This window comes from Rhodoferax sp. (assembly GCF_012927445.1).
Lineage (GTDB): Bacteria > Pseudomonadota > Gammaproteobacteria > Burkholderiales > Burkholderiaceae_C > Rhodoferax.
Genome location: NZ_JABBPD010000007.1, coordinates 709349 through 727221, shown reverse-complemented (window position 1 = coordinate 727221; position 17873 = coordinate 709349). Strand labels below are relative to the sequence as shown.

At 62.6% G+C, this 17873-nt stretch carries 18 protein-coding genes and 1 pseudogene; 8 read left to right on the top strand and 11 right to left on the bottom strand.

Going from position 1 to position 17873, the window contains the following annotated elements; all coding sequences use genetic code 11:
* Positions 1 to 51: 51 nt before the first annotated feature.
* The 4 genes and pseudogenes from HHJ17_RS15155 to tgt form a co-directional block, all read left to right on the top strand.
* Positions 52 to 491, top strand: a pseudogene (locus HHJ17_RS15155) (6-carboxytetrahydropterin synthase); the annotation flags it as partial.
* 122 nt (positions 492 to 613) lie between these two features.
* Entirely contained in the window at positions 614 to 1696 is a 1083-nt protein-coding gene (queA, locus tag HHJ17_RS15150; protein WP_296497057.1) for a tRNA preQ1(34) S-adenosylmethionine ribosyltransferase-isomerase QueA, read from the top strand.
* 32 nt (positions 1697 to 1728) lie between these two features.
* On the top strand, positions 1729 to 2991 hold the full coding sequence (locus HHJ17_RS15145; RefSeq protein ID WP_296497055.1) for an HD domain-containing phosphohydrolase: 1263 nt from the start codon (positions 1729 to 1731) through the stop codon (positions 2989 to 2991).
* A 34-nt stretch (positions 2992 to 3025) separates the two neighbouring features.
* Positions 3026 to 4225, top strand: coding sequence for a tRNA guanosine(34) transglycosylase Tgt (gene tgt / locus HHJ17_RS15140; RefSeq protein ID WP_296497054.1), 1200 nt, complete (start codon positions 3026 to 3028; stop codon positions 4223 to 4225).
* Positions 4226 to 4301: 76 nt separating this feature from the next.
* On the opposite strand, the gene HHJ17_RS15135 is transcribed toward tgt, so the two are convergent.
* The 10 genes from HHJ17_RS15135 to HHJ17_RS15090 all read right to left on the bottom strand — a co-directional run bounded on the left by HHJ17_RS15135 (position 4302) and on the right by HHJ17_RS15090 (position 13810).
* Entirely contained in the window at positions 4302 to 5579 is a 1278-nt protein-coding gene (locus tag HHJ17_RS15135; RefSeq protein WP_296497053.1) for an FIST N-terminal domain-containing protein, read from the bottom strand.
* Between the two features lie 22 nt (positions 5580 to 5601).
* Positions 5602 to 6369, bottom strand: coding sequence for a PhaM family polyhydroxyalkanoate granule multifunctional regulatory protein (locus tag HHJ17_RS15130; protein WP_296497050.1), 768 nt, complete (start codon positions 6367 to 6369; stop codon positions 5602 to 5604).
* An 89-nt stretch (positions 6370 to 6458) separates the two neighbouring features.
* Positions 6459 to 6866: a biopolymer transporter ExbD gene (locus HHJ17_RS15125; protein WP_296497049.1), complete on the bottom strand. Its 408-nt coding sequence runs from the start codon at positions 6864 to 6866 to the stop codon at positions 6459 to 6461.
* A 5-nt stretch (positions 6867 to 6871) separates the two neighbouring features.
* Positions 6872 to 7603 carry a MotA/TolQ/ExbB proton channel family protein gene (locus HHJ17_RS15120; protein WP_296497047.1) on the bottom strand — a complete coding sequence of 244 codons (732 nt, stop codon included), beginning with the start codon at positions 7601 to 7603 and terminating at the stop codon, positions 6872 to 6874.
* A 6-nt stretch (positions 7604 to 7609) separates the two neighbouring features.
* On the bottom strand, positions 7610 to 8278 hold the full coding sequence (locus HHJ17_RS15115; protein ID WP_296497045.1) for an energy transducer TonB: 669 nt from the start codon (positions 8276 to 8278) through the stop codon (positions 7610 to 7612).
* 13 nt (positions 8279 to 8291) lie between these two features.
* Positions 8292 to 9824, bottom strand: coding sequence for a PepSY domain-containing protein (locus HHJ17_RS15110; protein WP_296506348.1), 1533 nt, complete (start codon positions 9822 to 9824; stop codon positions 8292 to 8294).
* Between the two features lie 13 nt (positions 9825 to 9837).
* The gene (locus tag HHJ17_RS15105; RefSeq protein WP_296497042.1) at positions 9838 to 12015 is read right to left on the bottom strand and encodes a TonB-dependent receptor; all 2178 of its coding nucleotides are present in this window, start codon (positions 12013 to 12015) and stop codon (positions 9838 to 9840) included.
* 143 nt (positions 12016 to 12158) lie between these two features.
* Positions 12159 to 12620, bottom strand: a complete 462-nt coding sequence (locus HHJ17_RS15100; RefSeq protein ID WP_296497041.1) for a DUF2946 family protein — start codon at positions 12618 to 12620, stop codon at positions 12159 to 12161.
* Positions 12621 to 12673: 53 nt separating this feature from the next.
* A complete protein-coding gene (locus tag HHJ17_RS15095) occupies positions 12674 to 13180 on the bottom strand; it encodes a copper chaperone PCu(A)C (protein ID WP_296497040.1) in 507 nt (168 codons plus the stop codon).
* Between the two features lie 267 nt (positions 13181 to 13447).
* Positions 13448 to 13810, bottom strand: coding sequence for a DUF2946 family protein (locus tag HHJ17_RS15090; RefSeq protein ID WP_296506346.1), 363 nt, complete (start codon positions 13808 to 13810; stop codon positions 13448 to 13450).
* A 164-nt stretch (positions 13811 to 13974) separates the two neighbouring features.
* Here HHJ17_RS15090 and HHJ17_RS15085 point away from each other — a divergent pair, with 164 nt between their 5' ends.
* Positions 13975 to 14328, top strand: coding sequence for a TraR/DksA family transcriptional regulator (locus HHJ17_RS15085; RefSeq protein WP_296506344.1), 354 nt, complete (start codon positions 13975 to 13977; stop codon positions 14326 to 14328).
* Positions 14329 to 14414: 86 nt separating this feature from the next.
* Here the strand turns inward: HHJ17_RS15085 and HHJ17_RS15080 are convergent, their stop codons facing one another.
* Entirely contained in the window at positions 14415 to 15449 is a 1035-nt protein-coding gene (locus HHJ17_RS15080) for a fumarylacetoacetate hydrolase family protein (RefSeq protein WP_296506342.1), read from the bottom strand.
* Positions 15450 to 15532: 83 nt separating this feature from the next.
* Here HHJ17_RS15080 and HHJ17_RS15075 point away from each other — a divergent pair, with 83 nt between their 5' ends.
* The 3 genes from HHJ17_RS15075 (at position 15533) to HHJ17_RS15065 (ending at position 17728) form a co-directional block, all read left to right on the top strand.
* Positions 15533 to 16594, top strand: coding sequence for a DUF3108 domain-containing protein (locus tag HHJ17_RS15075; RefSeq protein ID WP_296497036.1), 1062 nt, complete (start codon positions 15533 to 15535; stop codon positions 16592 to 16594).
* A gap of 99 nt (positions 16595 to 16693) precedes the next feature.
* A complete protein-coding gene (locus tag HHJ17_RS15070) occupies positions 16694 to 16993 on the top strand; it encodes a DUF3567 domain-containing protein (protein ID WP_296497035.1) in 300 nt (99 codons plus the stop codon).
* A gap of 54 nt (positions 16994 to 17047) precedes the next feature.
* Positions 17048 to 17728: a ChaN family lipoprotein gene (locus HHJ17_RS15065; RefSeq protein ID WP_296497034.1), complete on the top strand. Its 681-nt coding sequence runs from the start codon at positions 17048 to 17050 to the stop codon at positions 17726 to 17728.
* Positions 17729 to 17873 lie beyond the last annotated feature (145 nt).

Genomic DNA, 17873 nt, shown 5'->3' with positions numbered 1-17873 from the left:
CAACCTGCAGACCCATAAACTGTTACAAATTCCCTGATTGAAATTCGTCCCATATTAACGATTACCCGCAAGCTGGAATTCGATGCCGGCCACCGCATTCCGGACCACAAAACCCAGTGCAGCAACCTGCACGGACACCGCTTACCCTGCTCATCACGCTGGTCGGCGCGGCGATTGAAAAAGAGGGGCAATCGGATAACGGCATGATCATGGATTTTCCCGACATCAAGGCACTAGCCAAAACCCATCTGGTCGATCTCTGGGACCATGCGTTTCTGGTCTACCGCAACGATACCGTGATTCGGCAATTCCTGGACAGCCTGCCGGATCACAAGACCGTCGTGCTGGACTGCATACCCACGGTCGAGAATCTGGCCAGCGCCGCCTTCGATATTCTGAAAAACATCTATCGGGATCGATACGGCACCGGCTTGTCCTTAAGCAAAATAACCTTGTATGAAACGCCCAACTGCTGGGCGGAGGTGGACGCCAGCTGCCACCAACATGGACAACTCTTTTCCAGGAGTCCGGCGCTAGCAGACCGGTTTTGGGCTGCGACAATCACAGCCTTACACTCTAATCTTGGTATGGGTTTGTCCAACCCTCAAGCACTATGCCCACCTCTTTGCCTGGCGCCACGCGCACGTTCACCCTCAGCGACTTCGACTTTGTCTTGCCCGAAGCGCTGATTGCCCAATACCCCGCCCCTGAGCGCAGTAGCTCCCGGCTCCTCGATGGCACCAGCGCCAACCCGACCGACCGCATCTTCCGTGACCTGCCCTCGCTCTTGAAAACGGGCGATCTGGTGGTCTTTAACGACACCAAGGTCATCAACGCCCGCCTGTTTGGCGAAAAACCGACCGGTGGCAAACTGGAACTGCTGATTGAGCGGGTGCTCGGCGGCAACCAGGTGGCGGCGCACCTGCGCGTGAGCAAAAAGCCTGAAATCGGCACCACGGTGGCCTTGAACGGCGCACCCGGCACCCACGACAACCTGCGTGCCACGCTGCTGGGGCGCTGGCCCGATGCCGATGGCGCCATGTTCCGCTTTGTGCTGTCCAACGACGCCGGCGACGACCCGCATACCTTGATGGCACTTCACGGCCATGTGCCGCTGCCGCCCTACATCACCCACGCCGACTCGATCGAAGACGCAGCGCGTTACCAGACCGTGTTTGCCAAAAACCCGGGCGCCGTGGCCGCGCCGACCGCCGCGCTACATTTTGACGAGCCCCTGCTGGCCGCTCTGGACGCCTTGGGCGTGCAGCGCGCCCACGTCACGCTGCATGTCGGCGCCGGCACCTTTCAGCCGGTCAAGACCGAAAACCTGGCCGAGCACCAGATGCACAGCGAGTGGTACGACGTGCCCGTCGCCACGCAGCAGGCCATTGCCGCGTGCCGCGCGCGCGGCGGTCGCGTGGTGGCGGTGGGCACCACCACCGTGCGCACGCTGGAGTCCTGGGCGCAGACCGGCCAGGCTTCGGGCGACACGCGCATCTTCATCACGCCAGGGTTTGAGTTCAAACTCATTGACCTGCTGGTGACCAACTTTCACCTGCCCAAATCGAGCCTGATGATGCTGGTGAGCGCCTTTGCCGGCTATGAACACATCATGGCGCTGTACCGCCACGCGATTGCCGCGCAGTACCGGTTTTTCAGCTACGGCGATGCGATGGTGCTGACGCGCCAACGCTGAAGTCCCCCACGGCCGCAAGAGACCATGACGCCATGAATCTGTTCCAAAAACGCACCGCCCTCCGGATCGCGGCGGTCAGCCTGTTGCTGGCTTCGCTGGCCAGCCCGGTGGCCTGGTTTGTGGCACGCGAAAGCGCGGAAGAAAGCATTGTGTCGCTGGCCAGCGAAGAATCCGGCCGCTTGCTGCACCACTACAACGCGATTAATCTGTCCGGCCCGGATGCCGTTGAGCACGCCACCGAGGCGGCGAAAACCATTTCGGGTGGCTTGTTTGACATCGCCGAAATTTACGACCGCCAGGGTCAAAAACTCGCGGAATCGCTGACCCAGGAAGGGCACGCGGTGGAGTCGTCGTTGCCCAAGCATGGCACGCCCCATTACGTGGCCGCCTCCTATGAAAGCCTGAAGCTGTCCAGCGATCTCTGGGTGTTGCGGGTGTTCGTTCCGCTGCGCGATTCGGCCACCGACATGAGCCTGCCGATCACCGGCTATTTCGAAGGCGTGCGCGTGGTGCCGACCTGGCAACGCGAACAGATTTTCGCCAGCTCCCTGACGATGGCTTTCATGATCGGGCTGGCGTCTTTGCTCTGCGGTGCGGCGCTCTACCCGGTGGTGGTGCATCTGTCGGCCGACAACGAACGCAAAGCGCGCGAAGTGCTGGACTCGCATATTTCCATGATGGAAGCGCTGGGCCGCGCCATCGCCAAACGCGACTCCGATACCGGCGCCCACAACTACCGGGTGGCCTGGATCAGCGCCAGCATTGCCGAGAAAATGGGCGTGGCAGGCAGTGCGATGCAGGCCCTGATTGCCGGCAGCTTTTTGCACGATGTCGGCAAGATCGGCATCCCCGACGCCATTCTGCTCAAACCCGGCAAGCTCGACGCGGCGGAGTGGCTCACCATGCGCACCCACGTTGACCAGGGCGAGGAAATCGTCACCGGCATGGGCTGGCTTGATGGCGCCAATGCGGTGGTCGCCGCCCACCATGAAAAATGGGACGGCTCGGGCTACCCGCGCCAGCTCGCCGGCGAGGCGATCCCGCTGTCGGCGCGTATTTTTGCCGTGGCCGATGTCTTTGACGCCCTTTGCTCGAAACGGCCGTACAAAGAGCCGATGGGCTTTGAGGCCGCCATGGCGATTCTGGAACAAGACACCGGCAGCCATTTCGACCCCGCCGTCATGGCCCTCTTTCGCCCGATGGCGCGCCAGATCTTTGATCGGCTCGCCAACACCAATGAACACGATGCCCAGCAGTTGCTGGAAGACCGCGTCCGCCAGCACTTTGATCGGTGACCGATCCGTGCGGACATCAAAGACAATAACGCCCATGCTCAAATTCGACCTACTCCAAACCGATCCCGCCAGCCACGCCCGCCGCGGCCGCCTCACGCTCAACCATGGCGTGGTGGAAACCCCCATCTTCATGCCGGTCGGCACCTATGGCACCGTCAAAGGCGTGACGCCCACCAGTCTGGAAGACATGGGCGCGCAAATCATCCTGGGTAACACCTTCCATTTGTGGATGCGCCCCGGGCTGGACGTGATGGCGCAGTTTGGCGGCCTGCACCAGTTCGAGAAGTGGGACAAGCCGATCCTGACCGACTCCGGCGGCTTTCAGGTCTGGAGCCTGGGCGAGATGCGCAAGATTGCCGAAGAAGGCGTCAAATTCTCCAGCCCCGTCAACGGCGACAAGCTGTTTTTGACACCCGAAATCTCGATGCAGATCCAGACCGTGCTCAACAGCGACATCGTCATGCAGTTTGACGAATGCACGCCCTATATTTCGGTCGAACCCAAGACCAAGGGCCAGCTCACCACCGAGGCGGAAGCGCGTTATTCCATGGAACTCAGCCTGCGCTGGGCCAAGCGCTGCCAGGCGGAGTTCACCAAACTGGAGAACCCGAACGCGCTGTTTGGCATCGTGCAGGGCGGCATGTTCGAGCACCTGCGGCAAGAGTCGCTGGAGCAGCTGGTGGCGATGGATTTCCCCGGTTACGCCGTCGGCGGCGTCAGCGTGGGCGAGCCGAAAGACGAAATGTTGCGCATCATGGCGCACACACCGCACCAGCTGCCAGCGCACAAGCCACGCTACCTGATGGGCGTGGGCACGCCCGAAGATCTGGTGCAAGGTGTGGCCGAAGGCGTCGATATGTTTGACTGCGTCATGCCGACGCGCAATGCCCGCAACGGCACCTTGTTCACCCGTTTTGGCGACCTCAAAATCCGCAACGCCCGCCACAAGCTGGACGAGCAACCGCTGGACGCCAGTTGCACCTGCTACGCCTGCGCGGGCGCCCCGGCGGCGGGCAGCGGCGTGGCGTGGGCGCAAGGCGGGCGCGGCGGTTTTAGCCGCGCTTACCTGCACCACCTGGACCGCTGCGGCGAAATGCTGGGCCCAATGCTGGCCAGCATCCACAACCTGCATTACTACCTGAACCTGATGTCGGAGGTGCGCGCCGCGCTGGACGTCGGCCAGTTTGGCGCGTTTGTGGCGCAATTCAAAGCCGACCGGGCCCGCGGGGTTTAAGCACTGCGCCGCCGCCAGATCGCAATTCGCTATTAAATTAATAGCTGTCCACCCATACTGGACGGGGGCTAGCGGCTTATTCGCCTGTAAAGACCGTGAGCACCCCGGTATAACCGTACAAATGGTTGCGGGCAATCTCGCCCGCCGCAAAGAAGCCCACCAGCGGCACATCGCCCAACGCCCGGCGCACGATTTGCATCTCGGCACTGGGGCCGCCGAAATGCGGCCCGCCGCGCCCGGAACAGCTGACGTAGATGGCGCCGGCAATGCCACGCGCCGGATGCGGCGTTGACTCGGCCTCGGACGCCGCCAAGGCGGTTGCCGCTTCCACCGGCAACTCTTGCGGCTCCAGCTCTTCCCGAATTTCAGCACAGACCCGGATCAAATCGGCTTTGGCGGCTTGCACATTGCGCTGACAAAATGCCAGCTGCATGCCCACCTGCAACTGGTCGTCCACCGCCACTCCCTTGCGGGCCGGGTCCAGTCCAATGATGTGGCGCACGATGACATCGGGCCCGAAGTTACCCGTTCGACTCACCGCCACCGCATCAGCGCCCTGGCCCGCACTGTCCGCCGGCTGCATCAAGCCGACCAGGGTGGCGCGCACCGCCAGCAGTGCCTGTTCAGGCTGATCGAGTGACACCTTAAGCTCACGCAACATCACATCCAGCGCGGGCGCGCCGTCCAGTTGCGTCACCACATTGGTCTTGGCCGCCGTAATCTGATGCGCCCGGGCCAGTGGCAAACAGCCCTGCGTGACCCGTGACACCAGGTTCACGCCCTCGCCAAAAGCAACGCCGCTCAAGCCGCCACTGAAGACGCCGCTGGCGGCACCGTGGCCGCTGATATTGCCGTTGCCGGCAACGGCAAATTGCACCGTTTTCGAGCGGCCGGACGCCAAGCCGCCAAACAGATAACCCGAGGCCGTGCGCAAGGCCATCTCCGCGATCAGCTCGGCCAGGTCGGGCGTCGTCGCGTCCGCGTGAATCAGGGCGGTGTGGGCCTCAAACCCGAGGCCAAGGGGCGCTACGCCGGAAAACACCCGGTACTGGTCGGTCGGCAATTCGCACAACATCAACGCCAGCGCGGGTTCATCAAAATACTCAACGTTGTTGGACGCAATGCCCACGCCCACCGTGCCGGACCAATCGGTGATTTCCGGCAATTCGGCACTCAGGTGGTCCAGGATGTCCTGCGCCTGCTCCGCATAGTGGTCAGTGATGTAGAGCAGCGCCAGCGTCGGCGCGCTGGCATAGCCGTGCAGCGCCATCTGGGCCCGCAGTTGCGCCAGCACCAAGCCGGCGGCCATCTGCCACTGCGGGTGGGTGGCATGGCCGTAAGGAAACAGTTTCATCGTCAAGTGGACCGCGGCCGCATCAGCTGCTTCGGTCCGTCGTTTTTTTAGCCACCTTTTTGGCCGCTGTTTTGGCGACGGGCTTGCTGGCCGCTTTGGCCGGCGTTTTGGCGGGCTCGCTGGATTGAACCACGCTGGCGGCGGCTTTTTTCGTCGCCGAAACCGCTTCTTTCACAAAATCAGCGGCCATGTTTTTGGTCGCGTCAATGGCGGCGCTGGCGTTGACTTCTTTCATCGCGCTGGCGGCAATTTGCTGAAACTGTTGCGACAAGGCGCCCCACAATTGCATCGGGTCGACCATGCCAGGAACTGCCGCAGCAACTGGCGGGACGGCAGCCGCAGGCGGGGGCACCGCATCACGGGCCTTTTGGGCGGCAGCCGCCGCTTCGACCTCGGCGGCCAGCTCAGCGATGGTCTTGCTGGGCGGCGACGCTTTTTCAGGGGCGCGTGGTGGCGTCGAAAACATGGAATCGGTCGCCTTCATCTTGAGCGAATTCGCCACATCACCGATGTTGAAATTCATTCCCTTGAGCGTGGCCAGGGTCATTTTTTGCACCTCCAGCGCCTGCACCGTGGCGCCCAAGGCCTTGGAGTTTTGCTCCAGCCAAAAATGCACGGTCTTGAGTTCCGAAATGCGTTTTTCCAGCTCTTCCACATTCAGCGTGGGCGCAATCCAGTTGGCCAGATTGGGCATCTGCGGCACCGTCTGGGACGCCCCCTTGGCCAGATTCTGGAGAAAGTCAAAACCGGGGACGAATTTACCGAAACCAGCGTCTTGTGAATCACTCATATTGTCTCCAAAGGGGTTGCCAAAATATTACTGCTGACAGCTTACCCGAATGTGACCCGACTGGCGATGACCCCGGCCAGTCGGTTCGCTCATTTCGGTTCGGTAATAAAACCGATTTTTTTCAAGCCCGCCTGCTGCGCCGCCGCCATGACCCGCGCCACGCGCTCGTAACGCACCGCCTTGTCACCGCGAATATGCAATTCGGGCTGCGGCTCCCGGACTGCTGCGGCGCTGAGCTGCGGCACCAGATCGGACTCATTCAGCGGGGCTTCGTTCCAGTAGTACTGGCCCGCGGCATCCACGCTCAGGCGGATGGTTTCGGGCTTGGCGTCCTGCACCGTGTTGCTGGCGCGTGGCAGGTCGATATTGACCGCGTGTTTCATCACCGGCACGGTGATGATGAAGATGATGAGCAGCACCAGCATGACGTCGACCAGCGGCGTCATGTTGATTTCGTTCATGACTTCATCGTTGTCGTCTTGGGTTCCGAAGGCCATGATGTTCAGGCCTTGCGCATCGACAGCACCTTGCTGCCATTGCTGAAAGCCTGGGTCGACCCGACCCGCGCGCCGGTCACAAACAGCGCATGCAGGTCGTAGGCAAAGCGGTTGAGTTTGCCCAGCACACCCTTGTTGCCGCGCACCAGCGCGTTGTAACCCAGCACCGCCGGAATCGCCACTGCCAGCCCGAGCGCCGTCATGATGAGCGACTCGCCAATGGGCCCGGCGACCTTGTCGATGGTGGATTGACCCGCGGCCCCAATCGCCAGCAGCGCATGGTAAATGCCCCAGACGGTGCCGAACAGACCGACAAACGGCGCGGTGGAGCCAACCGAGGCCAGCACCGCCAGCCCCGACTGCAGCCGGGTCGTGGACTCGTCCATTGAACTGCGCAGGCAGCGCGTCACCCAGTCGTTGCGGTCGAGCGAATCGTTCAGGTGCGGCTGGCTACTGCGGGGCTGCAGATGTGCATCCGCCGCCTGGCCCTTGATCGCCAGTTGGCGGAACGGGTTGGTTTCATCGCCGCCGAGCTGCTTCAGCCCATCGGAAAAATCGGGCGCCTGCCAGAAGCGCTCAGTCGCCTGGGCCTCCCTGGCCATCTGGCGCAAGCCGAGGGCTTTGATGAGGATGACCATCCAGGAGGCGAGGGACATGGCCAGCAGCAGCAAGGCCACAGCGCGGGTGACCAGGTCGCCCTGCGTCCACAGCGTTAAAAGTCCGGATTGAGAATTCATGAACAGTTACTCCAAAACAAAATTAACAGGGATGCTGAACCACATGGCTTCCACCACGCCAGCGCGTTTACCTGGGACGTAACGCCAGCGCTGCACGGTGGCCAGGGCAGATTGGTCCAGCCGCTCAAAACCGCTGGACTGGCGGATTTCCGCCTTGCGGGCCACGCCATCGACACCGATCAAGACCCGCACGATGACCTTGCCCTGCTCACCGAGACGCCGACTGTGAGCGGGATAGGCAGGCGTTGGGTTTTGCAGGTAGTCGGCGTCGCTGGACGGCAGCTCAACTTGCGGTGGTGGTGGCGCCGGCGGGCCGGGCGTGGCCGCCACCGGGGTCCGCATCGGCGCCAGTGCCACGGGTGGCTGCACCACCCCCACCGGCGTTTGAGGCGCGGGCGTCGGGTCGGCTATCGCCAATGGCATGGGCGGCGGCGGTAGCGCGGCGGTTGGATGGCGCACCGCTGGCGCGACCGGCTTGCGCATCGGGGGCGATGGCGGGGGCGGCGACGCTACGTTGGGCCGGGGCGGCGCGATGAACTCACTCAGCAGCTGCACCGGCACGATGACGGCCACCGCGCGCTGGAGCAAGCCGGTTTGCAGCGCCCACAAGGCGCCCAGGTGGAACAGCACGACGCAGCCCGCGATGAGGAGGTGATGACGAGAAGTTGGGGACATCAGAGGCCGGCGCTCAGGTGGCGGCAACCCGCTGGGCGCGGGTCATCGATTCGCGCTTTTTACGCTGCAGCCGACGCCATCCCAGTACCGAACCCGTCACGCTGATGATGAAGCCCCCCAGACTCAAACCGATCATCCAGATATCCCACAGCGGACGCCGCTCCAACAAGGGCAACCAATCCCAACTGTGCAGAAACGCAAACAGCCAGCGTCGCACCCGACCGTACGCGTCCAGCTGATTGAGGACCGCGCCGGTGCGGGGGTCCAGCTGGAGCCAACTGGACTGTGGGTCATCAAACTTGAGCCGCAACACCGGCAGGTGCTTGACGCCGCCGCCCATGGTGTGCGGCTCGCGGCTGTAGTAATAGGTGTCGTATTCATTGAGCACGGTGGCTTCCACGACTTTGTTTTTGGGGAATAAGGCGCTGCCCAAAGTCTGCATCTGCGCCATGCTGAAGGCTTCAAACGGCGCTGCATCGCCTGACGTGATCCCTGCGGCCAACAGGCGGCTGCCGCCCTGCCCGTTCAGCGCCAGAAAATAGCCCGCGCCACCGACCATGCGCCACTCCAGCTCCCGCGCCACAAAACCACCGGCCGCAAAGCGGCTCAAAGCCTGCTGCGCGGACAGGCCAAAGTGCCGGGCGTGCCAGCGCTCACTGGCTGACATGCGTTGCGCCAGCTTGGGGGCGCCGGAGTCCAGCACCTTGAACGGATTCATGGACATGAGGCCGCTGAAAATAAAGGTGACCGTGATGGCACCGAACACCAGCCCCAACAGATGATGCCAACGCATCCACGACTCGCGGTAGGGTGAGCGCGAGCCACTGCTGAATCGCCCGGCAAAGCGCCAGCGCCACACGCCCACCACCATGCCCAGCAAGGCCAGCACGGTGGCCGCGAGGGACGTGTAAATCACGATCTCGCTCCAGATGCCATCCAGCAGGCCGCCCCGAAACGGGTAGAGCCAGTGAATCCAGGCGCCGACCCAGCCCCAGCCCCAGCCCCGCTCGGTGCCGGTGGCGTCGCGCACCACCTCCCCGGTTTGGCTTGACACGTACAACACGGTGGACTGGGCGTCGTCCATGTGGAGGCGGTGCAGGGGCCGATGCGGCTCCATCGCTTTGGAATGGGTCCAGGCGTCTTCCAGCACCAGCGCCTGATCGCTGGCTTGGCTACCCGGCAGATAGGCCTGCGCCGCCGCCAAGGCATCTGCGGCGCTGACGAACTCAATCCGTCGTGCGCTGAGTCCGTCCACGGCGACCACCTCGGAGCGCCCGTAAGACAGCAACACACGCGGCACCCCGGCAACCGACGTCAGGCGCACTGCCGTGGGGCTCTCGGTGCGCCCGGTGGCGGCGAGGAGCGCGGGCAGTGCCGCGCAACAGCGCGCCGCATCAAGCGCGGGCAGGCTGGCCAGCCGCTCGGACGGCGTGAGCTTGGGATGGCCCACGTACATCATGACGACGCCGGAGAAAAACCACATGGCCATGAACAGGCACAGGACGATTCCCAGCCAGCGATGAATCAAATACAGCGTGCGTTTCATGAACATTCGCCGCTTAAAACAAGGTGTGCAACGTCACGTCCAGCGAACGTGGCGCGCCCAGATAAAAGCTGGTCGATCCCACCGAGGCGGCATACACCTGGTCCGTCAGGTTTTTGGCCCGCACCGTGAGCTGGGCGTGCCGGTTGATCTGGTAGCTCAGGCTGGCCCCGAACAGGGTGTAGGCGGGGTCCCAGATGGTGTTGGCGGTATTGCCGTAGCGTTGCGACACATAACGCATGTCAACCCCCATCTGCACATCAGGGCTGAGTTTCCAGTTGAGCCAGAGGTTGGCGACCCAGTCCGGGATATTGCCGGGTACCTTGCCGGCCCGGTTCACTGCCGTGCCGCCCACGCTCTCGATGAAGTCGTCATATTGGGCGGCGGTGTACGCCAGATTGCCCTGCACCAGGAAACTGGACGTGACTTTCAACGACGTGGCCATCTCCACGCCACTGGCCGATTGCTGCCCCACAGGAATCGTGCTGCCGGGGTTGTTCTGATCGGCCATCGCCAGGTTCTTGCGCGTGATGGTGTAGGCCGCCAGCGTCGCCGAACCACGCCCATCGAGGTAGTCAAATTTGCTGCCGACCTCCAGCTGGTTACCGGTCGTCAAGTCAAAACTTTGGACTTGCGCAAAAGAGGCGGTCGTCAAAATTCCGGCCGGCGGATCGGCCGCCGTGCTGTACTGCACATAGACGTTGGCATGCGGCGTCAGCTCATACACCAGACCCAGCCGACCGGTGGTGGGCTCGTAAGTATTCTTGAAATACGCCGGGTTCGTGGCGGTCACGGCCAAGTGATTGATGCCCTCCAACTCAATTTTGTCGTGGCGCAGCCCCGTGACCAGCGACAGCGGCGCCGTCAGCCGGGTGCGGTTTTCCATAAACAGCGCCAGCGTATTGACCTGGTTGGTGCGGTCCGGGGTGAAGCCGGGCACCATGCCCGGCACATTGAAGAAGTTTTCTGTCGTGAACTGCGTCGGATTGACGGTGCTGACGGTGGCCGACAAAGAACGCGGAAAACGGGTCTGGGTATTGCGGCTGTAGTCGACGCCGGCCGACCAGTCGGACTTCATGCCCGCCAAGGTGCCCTTGTGCGACCACTCGATGCGGTCGCCGGTGAGCTGCTGGTCATGCCGTTGCAGCAAGGCATTGGAGCGAATCACCGCGGTATTGGCCGCGTTGAATTTGTAGGTCTCCACATTGCGGTAGTCGCGCAACGCGTCGTAGTGGTACAGCGTGTTCTTGATCGTGGTTTGCGGCGAGAGCCGGTACGCCAGCAGCGAGCGCTGCCATTGCACGGTCTGCTCATAGAGGCCGTCGGCCGAGTTGTAGTTCTTGAACCGCGTTTGCGGGTCAATGCGCCCTTCGCCGCTGGTGGGATTGAGCAGCGGTGTGCCCCAGTAGGGGCGGTCCACCGTCTCGTGCTGGTACTCCAGCGCCAGCGTGTGCGACAACTGGGCGTTCACATCGGTGAGCAAGGAGGCGGCCACATTCTGCGCATCGCGCACCTGACCGTCCACGTACCCATTGGTATGACTGCTGTTGATGTCCAGGCGCACGAAGTTTTGCACGCCCTCGTTGGCCCCCCAACGGCGATTCACCCCCAGCGCCAGGTCCGACGTGTCAAACGAGCCGTAGCGGGCGCGCGCTTCCAGCGCATTGCCGTCCCGATTCGCCAGCTTGGTGACATAGTTGATCGAGCCGCCCACGGCCCCGGCGCCGAACAGATAAGTCGACGGCCCGCCAATCACTTCCACGCGTTCGTAGATCCAGCTGTCCACCGGGCGCGCCGAAATGGCGTCGTATTGCGGCGTGATGCCGTTGAAGAGTTGCGTCAGGCTGGACGAACCGAAGCCGCGATAAAACACCGAACCCGCCGATCCGGGTGGTGACGCCGCCGTGACGCCGGGCACGCTGGCGAGGATTTCCTGGGTGTTCGCCGCGCCGCGTTTCTCGATGGTGTCGCGGTTCACGATGGCCACCGAAGCCGGTGTCTCGCGCGGTGTCAGGCCGAGCCGCGAACCGGTGACATTGGTTTCATCGAGTGGCAATTTCTCACTGGCCTCGTCCCGGCTGGCACTGATGGTCACCGGCTGGAGGACCTTCTCGGCGGGCGATTGCGCCCATGACAGAGGGGCAAAGAGACTGCTGGCCAGGGTGGCAAGCAGCGTTTTTTGAAAATTTTTCATGGAGGGGTCTTGATGCGCAAAAACGGGACTGAAATGGCCATGCGGCAGCGGGCGCTGGTGCATGGACGCCATTCACAGAAAATACAGATAAATAAGCCGCTAGCCCTTATGGATCGGGCGCAAGGCGCTATTAATTCAATAGCTCAGAGAGAAGCAGGCGGCCCGCGCAGCGGTGGCGTGAGCGCAAAGTGGGTAACGAAGAAAAAAGCCTGCCGGAGCGTGGGCGCCTCGGGCTCGCCGAGCACGACGAAGAGGTGAAGCAAAGCGTTTGGCGGAGGTGCCGCACGGTCTGTGGAGAGCAGGCAAAACGGGCAGTGATCGAGGAAGAAGGCGGCTTCCTGCCCGTCAGGCGAAGTCGTCGAAACAGGGCTGGTGCTGGCATGGGCATCAGCGATCTGGGGCGCGGCATTGGGCGCCGTCGACCCCATCATCACCCAGCGGGTTCCGGTGCTGGTGCAAACCTCGGTCCATGCCGAGGTGCCGCCCCGGGCCAGCGCCAGCGCGTGCGACAGCGTGGGCGCCAGCGCCCCGAACAAGGCGACCAGCACGACCAGCCACACCGCCAGACGGCGGCGCAGCAGGGCAAAGTGCAGCATCAGTGGCATCGACTAGAGGCAGTGCAGTGGGAACGCAAGGGGCAAAATTGAGGCGGGTTCGCTCAAGGCTTTTGCATGCTGTGATTCATCGGCATCTTGCCGTGATCCATGGCTGGCATGTCAGCGGTTTTTGCACCCGGGGCCACCACGGCCACCGGCACTTTCAGTTCCACTTTGCTCTCCACGCCTTTGGCATCCTTGAACACCAGCGTCAGCGGCACGGTGCTGTCCTTGGGCAAAGCGGCTTTCAGGTCCATCAACATGATGTGAAAACCACCGGGCTTGAGCTCGACCGTCTTGCCGGCAGGCAAGTCGAGGCCACCGGTCACGGCGCGCATTTTCATGATGTCGCCGTCCATTTTCATTTCGTGAACTTCGGCCATGCCAGCGGCAGGGGAGGAAGCGGCCACCAGTTTGGCACCGTCTTTGGCGGTGATCTTCATGAAGGCGCCGGTGGCCTTTTGGCCCGGCACGCTGGTACGGGCCCAGGCGTCTTTGACCTCGACGGATTGGGCGTAGACGGTGCCGCAGGCGAGCGCGGCGACAAAGGCGAGTGCTTTCAGTTTCATGGAGTGCTCCTAAAAAATCAACTAACAAAAAAATGAGTACGGGCGTGCATCGTGTGCCGCGAGATTGATTGCCAATTTGGCAACGAGCGACAAGTGTTGGCACACAGTTGGTTCCGACATGGATTGGGACTCCGAGAGCCAGCCGTAACGGCCAGGGCCAGCGCCAAAGCAAGACGATTTTTCCGCATGGGAAAATCTCCAAAAACATCAATCAAATCAGCTTTCAGCCCATAGGGAACAGGCGTGAGGCACTATGAATTCAATAGTTCAGGAGAAAGCGGGCGGGCCGCGCGCCGGCAACGGCGCAGCGGTGAGTGCGGCAATATGGGCGGCGGGAATGCTTTGCAGCACATGGGCCAAGGGTTGCGCAGGTTCGGCGCCCAAGCGCAGCACGGGCGGGGGCGGCGCACTGCTGGTGGCGCACAGCGGGCAATCCATCGTGTAGCTGGCAACGTCCTGGGGCCCGTCATCGGTCTGGACCAGCATTTTCATCACGCCCGCCGTGCCGGTGCAGATCAGCTCCATGGCTTGCGGCTTGACGAGGGGCGAGGCAATCGCGACCCCGATGGACAACGCAAACCACACCAGCACGAAGCGGGCGATGAGGTGGGCGTTGCGCAAAATCTGCATGGCCGGGATTATGACCGAGGACGCGCCAGGACCCAAACGTGGGGCCCTGCTTTTGGCCGCCGTCCAGCGCGGCGGTCAGTCGCCTCAAAAACTTGACTTTCGTCAAAGACGGAATCCATTTACCGGCGCATGATGAAGCACTCAAATACACAGAGACTTTCATCATGACCACCAAAATCACAGCGCCCTTCAAGGAACAACTGCTCGCTCAGCGCGCCAACTTGCTGGAGCAACTTAATACCCTGCGCGGTGGCACGGTCGGTCGCGCCGAGGCGTCGGCCGAGCATTTCGGCCGGCCGGAAGACTCCACCGCCCAAGTCAGCAGCGCACGCGATCTGGAGTTTGCGATGGACGAGCGTGAAAGCGCGGAACTCCGGCTGGTGGAAGCGGCGCTCAGTCGCATTGAGGCCGGTACGTATGGCCAATGCATCGACTGCGGCGTCCAAATTCCCGCCGCCCGGTTGCATGCGGCGCCGGAAGCCCTCCGCTGCATCGCCTGCCAGGAAAAAACCGAGTAACGATCCGAGCCGGCCAGCCGAAGCGTGATGCTAAGCTGCGCGACCTGCAGACTTTCGCCAGGTTACGGGCGGCGGGAGTTTGGGTCTTAGACGGTGCCGCGCTGCGTGGCCGGCGCTGCCAGCGGCACGATTTCCTGCTCGATGGCGCCGAATAAGCTCTGGCCGTCACGGCCTTTCATTTCAATCCGGATGGTGTCGCCGTATTTCATGAAGTCGGTCAGCGGCTTGCCATCCTGCATCGTCTCGACCGCGCGTTTTTCTGCAATACAGCTGTAGCCATGGCTGCGATCCTTGTTGCTGACCGCGCCCGAGCCGACGATGGCGCCGGCGCGCACATGGCGGGTCTTGCACAGGTGGGCAATCAGCTGACCAAAGTGAAAAGTCATCTCCGGGCCGGCTTCGCACATGCCGACCTTGCGGCCATTCCAGGTGCTTTGCAGCGTGAGGTGCACACGACCCTTGCTCCAGGCGTCACCCAACTCATCCAGCGTCACCGCCACCGGGCTGAAGGCCGTGGCCGGTTTGCTCTGCACAAATCCGAACCCCTTGGCCTGTTCAGCGCTCATCAGGTGGCGCAGACTGACGTCGTTGGCCAGCATCACCAGCCGAATACCGTCCAGCGCCTGCTCCGGGGTGGCGCTGAGGCGCACGTCACCGGTGATAACCGCCAGCTCGGCTTCGAAGTCGATACCAAAAGCTTCGCTGGCACACACCACCTCGTCGCACGGACCTGAGAAATCATCGCTCGCACCCTGGTAGATGAGCGGTTCTTTATAAAAACTGGCCGGCACGGGCGCATCGCCGGCTTTGCGCAGCAACTCCTCGTGCTGAACAAACGCCGAACCATCGGCCCATTGGTAGGCGCGCGGCAAAGGCGCCATGCATTGCCGGGGGTCAAACGGGAAGGCGTGCCGTGCTTTGCTCGCGCTGGAAGGGCCGCCACTGGAGCGGTTCAACGCGTCGTACAGGTCCTGCAACTGGGGCGAGATGAAGTTCCAGTCGTCCAGCACCTGCTGCAACTTGTTCGCAATGCCGGTCGCATAATGGGCGGTCGTCAGGTCGCGTGAGACAACGACCAGTTGGCCGTCACGCGAGCCGTCTTTATAGGTAGCAAGTTTCATAGGGGATGCGGGGAAATCGCAGGTTGGTATTACGGATGGCTGAATCAATTTAACTCATCAGAACGTTCGAAATTCTAGTCAGCATGAAAAAAATCAGCCCCCGCCATCAGCTCAAGGTGTTGCTCGCCTTGACGGCCGCCGTGCTGCTGACGCACCTCGCGTTGTTGCAGGCCCCCGGCATGAGCCTGGGACTGAGCCAACCCGAACCGCTTCGCGCCTTCAATACGCGCGTTATTACGCCGACTCCGTTGGCCGCCCTGGAACCAGCCGCTAAACCATTGGCTTCGCCCAAGCGCAAAGCGGCGGCGCCGGCCAGAACGAAAAAACAGGTATCGGCAGCCCCGCCCCTGAGCGATCGCGAGATGGCACCCCAAGCGCCCGTCGCCGTGGAGGAGCAAGCCCCACCAACGCGTCCCGATGACGCCACCCCCCAAGACCCACCGCCGTCTGATGCCGATCAACTGCCCGCCGTACCGCGCCCGCCACGCGATCAGCTTTACACAGTCAGCACGTTCACGGTGCCCGGCTCGGTGCGCTTCCACTATGAGGTGCGGACCAACAAGTTCCCTTTCAGCGCCAAGGCCGAACTGCTGTGGCGACAGGATGGAGAAAGTTACGACGCCCGGCTGGAGATCAGCGCTTTCGGACAAGCCCGCGTGCAAAACAGTCGCGGCCAGATCACCCCGGCGGGTCTGGCCCCGATCCGCTTTTCCGACAAGTTCCGCAGCGAAGTCGCCGCCCACTTTAACCGTGAGCAGGGCAAAGTCACCTTCAGCGCCAACACGCCGGATGTGCCCCTGCTGGCCGGGGCGCAGGATCGCTTGAGTGTGCTGGTGCAGCTGGCCGCCATGATTGCCGGCGACCCGGGACATTTCCCGCCCGCCACCACCCTGGCCATTCAGACCATCGGCCCACGCGATGCCGACACCTGGCTTTTTACCGTCGGGGAGGAAGAGAAACTCACGCTGCCGGGCGGCGAACAGCTCACGCTGAAACTGGTGCGCAACCCGCGACAGGAGTTCGACCAGAAAGTCGAGCTGTGGCTGGCACCAGCACTGGGTTATCTGCCGGCCCGCATCCGGATCACCGAGCCCAATGGCGACTTTGTCGACCAGCAATGGCTGGCCACCGAGCAGCCGGGCTAGCGCCCCGCGCCTAAAGTGCGCCGCACAGAGGGCCTGGCCCTTGAAATTGCCCGGAGCGCTGCCACCTGCAGCCAAAGGACGATTAAGGGATAATCAATCATGCACACGCTTTACGACTCTGACACCTACTCGGTGACCCACATGCTGGCCAACGCAGTGGCGCCCGAGGTGGATCGCGCGGGTGCCGAGCCGGTGCGCATTGTGCCGACGCTGGCGCGCCATGGCTTCGAGATTGTGGACAAACGCGCCAACAAAGAGGTGTATCTGGACGGCTCTTGGGCGGAACTGTTTCAACAACACATCTCCGCCTGGCAGCAAAACACCCCGACCCAGGAAGAGGTGGAAGACACGCTGGAGCAATACGCCGAGCTGGCCCAAAACCCGGTCGTGGTGCACTGACACGGCAAGGTTCAGCCGCGATCACTCCGCTTATGACGTGACAAAAGTGGACTGATGCGCTTCCGTCATTTTGGGCTCGTTGCCCTCATTCTTGGCTTGCAAGGCTGTGCCGCCCCGGCACCGGACAAGCGCCCACTCGACCCGTTTCAAACCCGACAGCTCAACCAGTTATTGCCGGCTGACGCGATCCTGCTGGGCGAGCAGCACGATGCGCCGGATCACCAGCGTATTCAGCGCTTGGTGGTGGAATCCCTTGCTCACCAGCACCTGTTGGCCGCCTTGGCACTGGAGATGGCCAGTGCCGGCCAATCGACCGAACCACTCGACCGCGCGGCGGATGAAAACCAGGTGCGCGCCGCCCTGCAGTGGGACAACAAAGTCTGGCCGTGGGCGACCTACCGTCCGGCCATCATGGCGGCGGTGCGCGCCGGGGTGCCGGTGCTGGGCGCCAACCTGCCCAGCGCACGCCTGCGCGACGCGATGCGCAATGCCGAATTTGACCGGCTGCTGACGGGTCCGGCACTCAAAGCCCAGCAGCAAAACATCCGCCGGGGCCACTGTGAGTTGCTGCCGGAAAGCCAGATTTCACCGATGACGCGCATCCAGATTGCCCGCGATGCTGCCATGGCCGAAACCCTGATCAAAGCCGCCCGGCCGGGCAAAACCGTGGTGCTGCTGGCCGGCAGCGGCCATGTGGAGCGCGCTCTGGGCATCCCCCAGCACCTGGCCCCGTAGTTCAAGGTAAAAACCGTGATTTTCAGCGCAGAACCAGCGTCACCCGCTACAGAAGCTATAGCGCAAGAAGATCAGGTCTGGACCGCCCGGCCTGCCCCGCTCGTGGACTATTGCGCCAATTTCATCGCGAGCCAGCGCCAGCCAG

Excerpts from the sequence above, each read along its gene's own strand:
- HHJ17_RS15135 (WP_296497053.1), bottom strand. The coding sequence starts at position 5,579 with ATGAAACTGTTTCCTTACGGCCATGCCACCCACCCGCAGTGGCAGATG.
- HHJ17_RS15075 (WP_296497036.1), top strand. The coding sequence starts at position 15,533 with ATGAAAAAAATCAGCCCCCGCCATCAGCTCAAGGTGTTGCTCGCCTTG.
- queA (WP_296497057.1), top strand. The coding sequence starts at position 614 with ATGCCCACCTCTTTGCCTGGCGCCACGCGCACGTTCACCCTCAGCGAC.
- HHJ17_RS15145 (WP_296497055.1), top strand. The coding sequence starts at position 1,729 with ATGAATCTGTTCCAAAAACGCACCGCCCTCCGGATCGCGGCGGTCAGC.
- HHJ17_RS15100 (WP_296497041.1), bottom strand. The coding sequence starts at position 12,620 with ATGCCACTGATGCTGCACTTTGCCCTGCTGCGCCGCCGTCTGGCGGTG.
- HHJ17_RS15105 (WP_296497042.1), bottom strand. The coding sequence starts at position 12,015 with ATGAAAAATTTTCAAAAAACGCTGCTTGCCACCCTGGCCAGCAGTCTC.
- HHJ17_RS15110 (WP_296506348.1), bottom strand. The coding sequence starts at position 9,824 with ATGAAACGCACGCTGTATTTGATTCATCGCTGGCTGGGAATCGTCCTG.
- HHJ17_RS15130 (WP_296497050.1), bottom strand. The coding sequence starts at position 6,369 with ATGAGTGATTCACAAGACGCTGGTTTCGGTAAATTCGTCCCCGGTTTT.
- tgt (WP_296497054.1), top strand. The coding sequence starts at position 3,026 with ATGCTCAAATTCGACCTACTCCAAACCGATCCCGCCAGCCACGCCCGC.
- HHJ17_RS15080 (WP_296506342.1), bottom strand. The coding sequence starts at position 15,449 with ATGAAACTTGCTACCTATAAAGACGGCTCGCGTGACGGCCAACTGGTC.
- HHJ17_RS15095 (WP_296497040.1), bottom strand. The coding sequence starts at position 13,180 with ATGAAACTGAAAGCACTCGCCTTTGTCGCCGCGCTCGCCTGCGGCACC.
- HHJ17_RS15125 (WP_296497049.1), bottom strand. The coding sequence starts at position 6,866 with ATGGCCTTCGGAACCCAAGACGACAACGATGAAGTCATGAACGAAATC.
- HHJ17_RS15090 (WP_296506346.1), bottom strand. The coding sequence starts at position 13,810 with ATGCAGATTTTGCGCAACGCCCACCTCATCGCCCGCTTCGTGCTGGTG.
- HHJ17_RS15065 (WP_296497034.1), top strand. The coding sequence starts at position 17,048 with ATGCGCTTCCGTCATTTTGGGCTCGTTGCCCTCATTCTTGGCTTGCAA.
- HHJ17_RS15070 (WP_296497035.1), top strand. The coding sequence starts at position 16,694 with ATGCACACGCTTTACGACTCTGACACCTACTCGGTGACCCACATGCTG.
- HHJ17_RS15120 (WP_296497047.1), bottom strand. The coding sequence starts at position 7,603 with ATGAATTCTCAATCCGGACTTTTAACGCTGTGGACGCAGGGCGACCTG.
- HHJ17_RS15115 (WP_296497045.1), bottom strand. The coding sequence starts at position 8,278 with ATGTCCCCAACTTCTCGTCATCACCTCCTCATCGCGGGCTGCGTCGTG.
- HHJ17_RS15085 (WP_296506344.1), top strand. The coding sequence starts at position 13,975 with ATGACCACCAAAATCACAGCGCCCTTCAAGGAACAACTGCTCGCTCAG.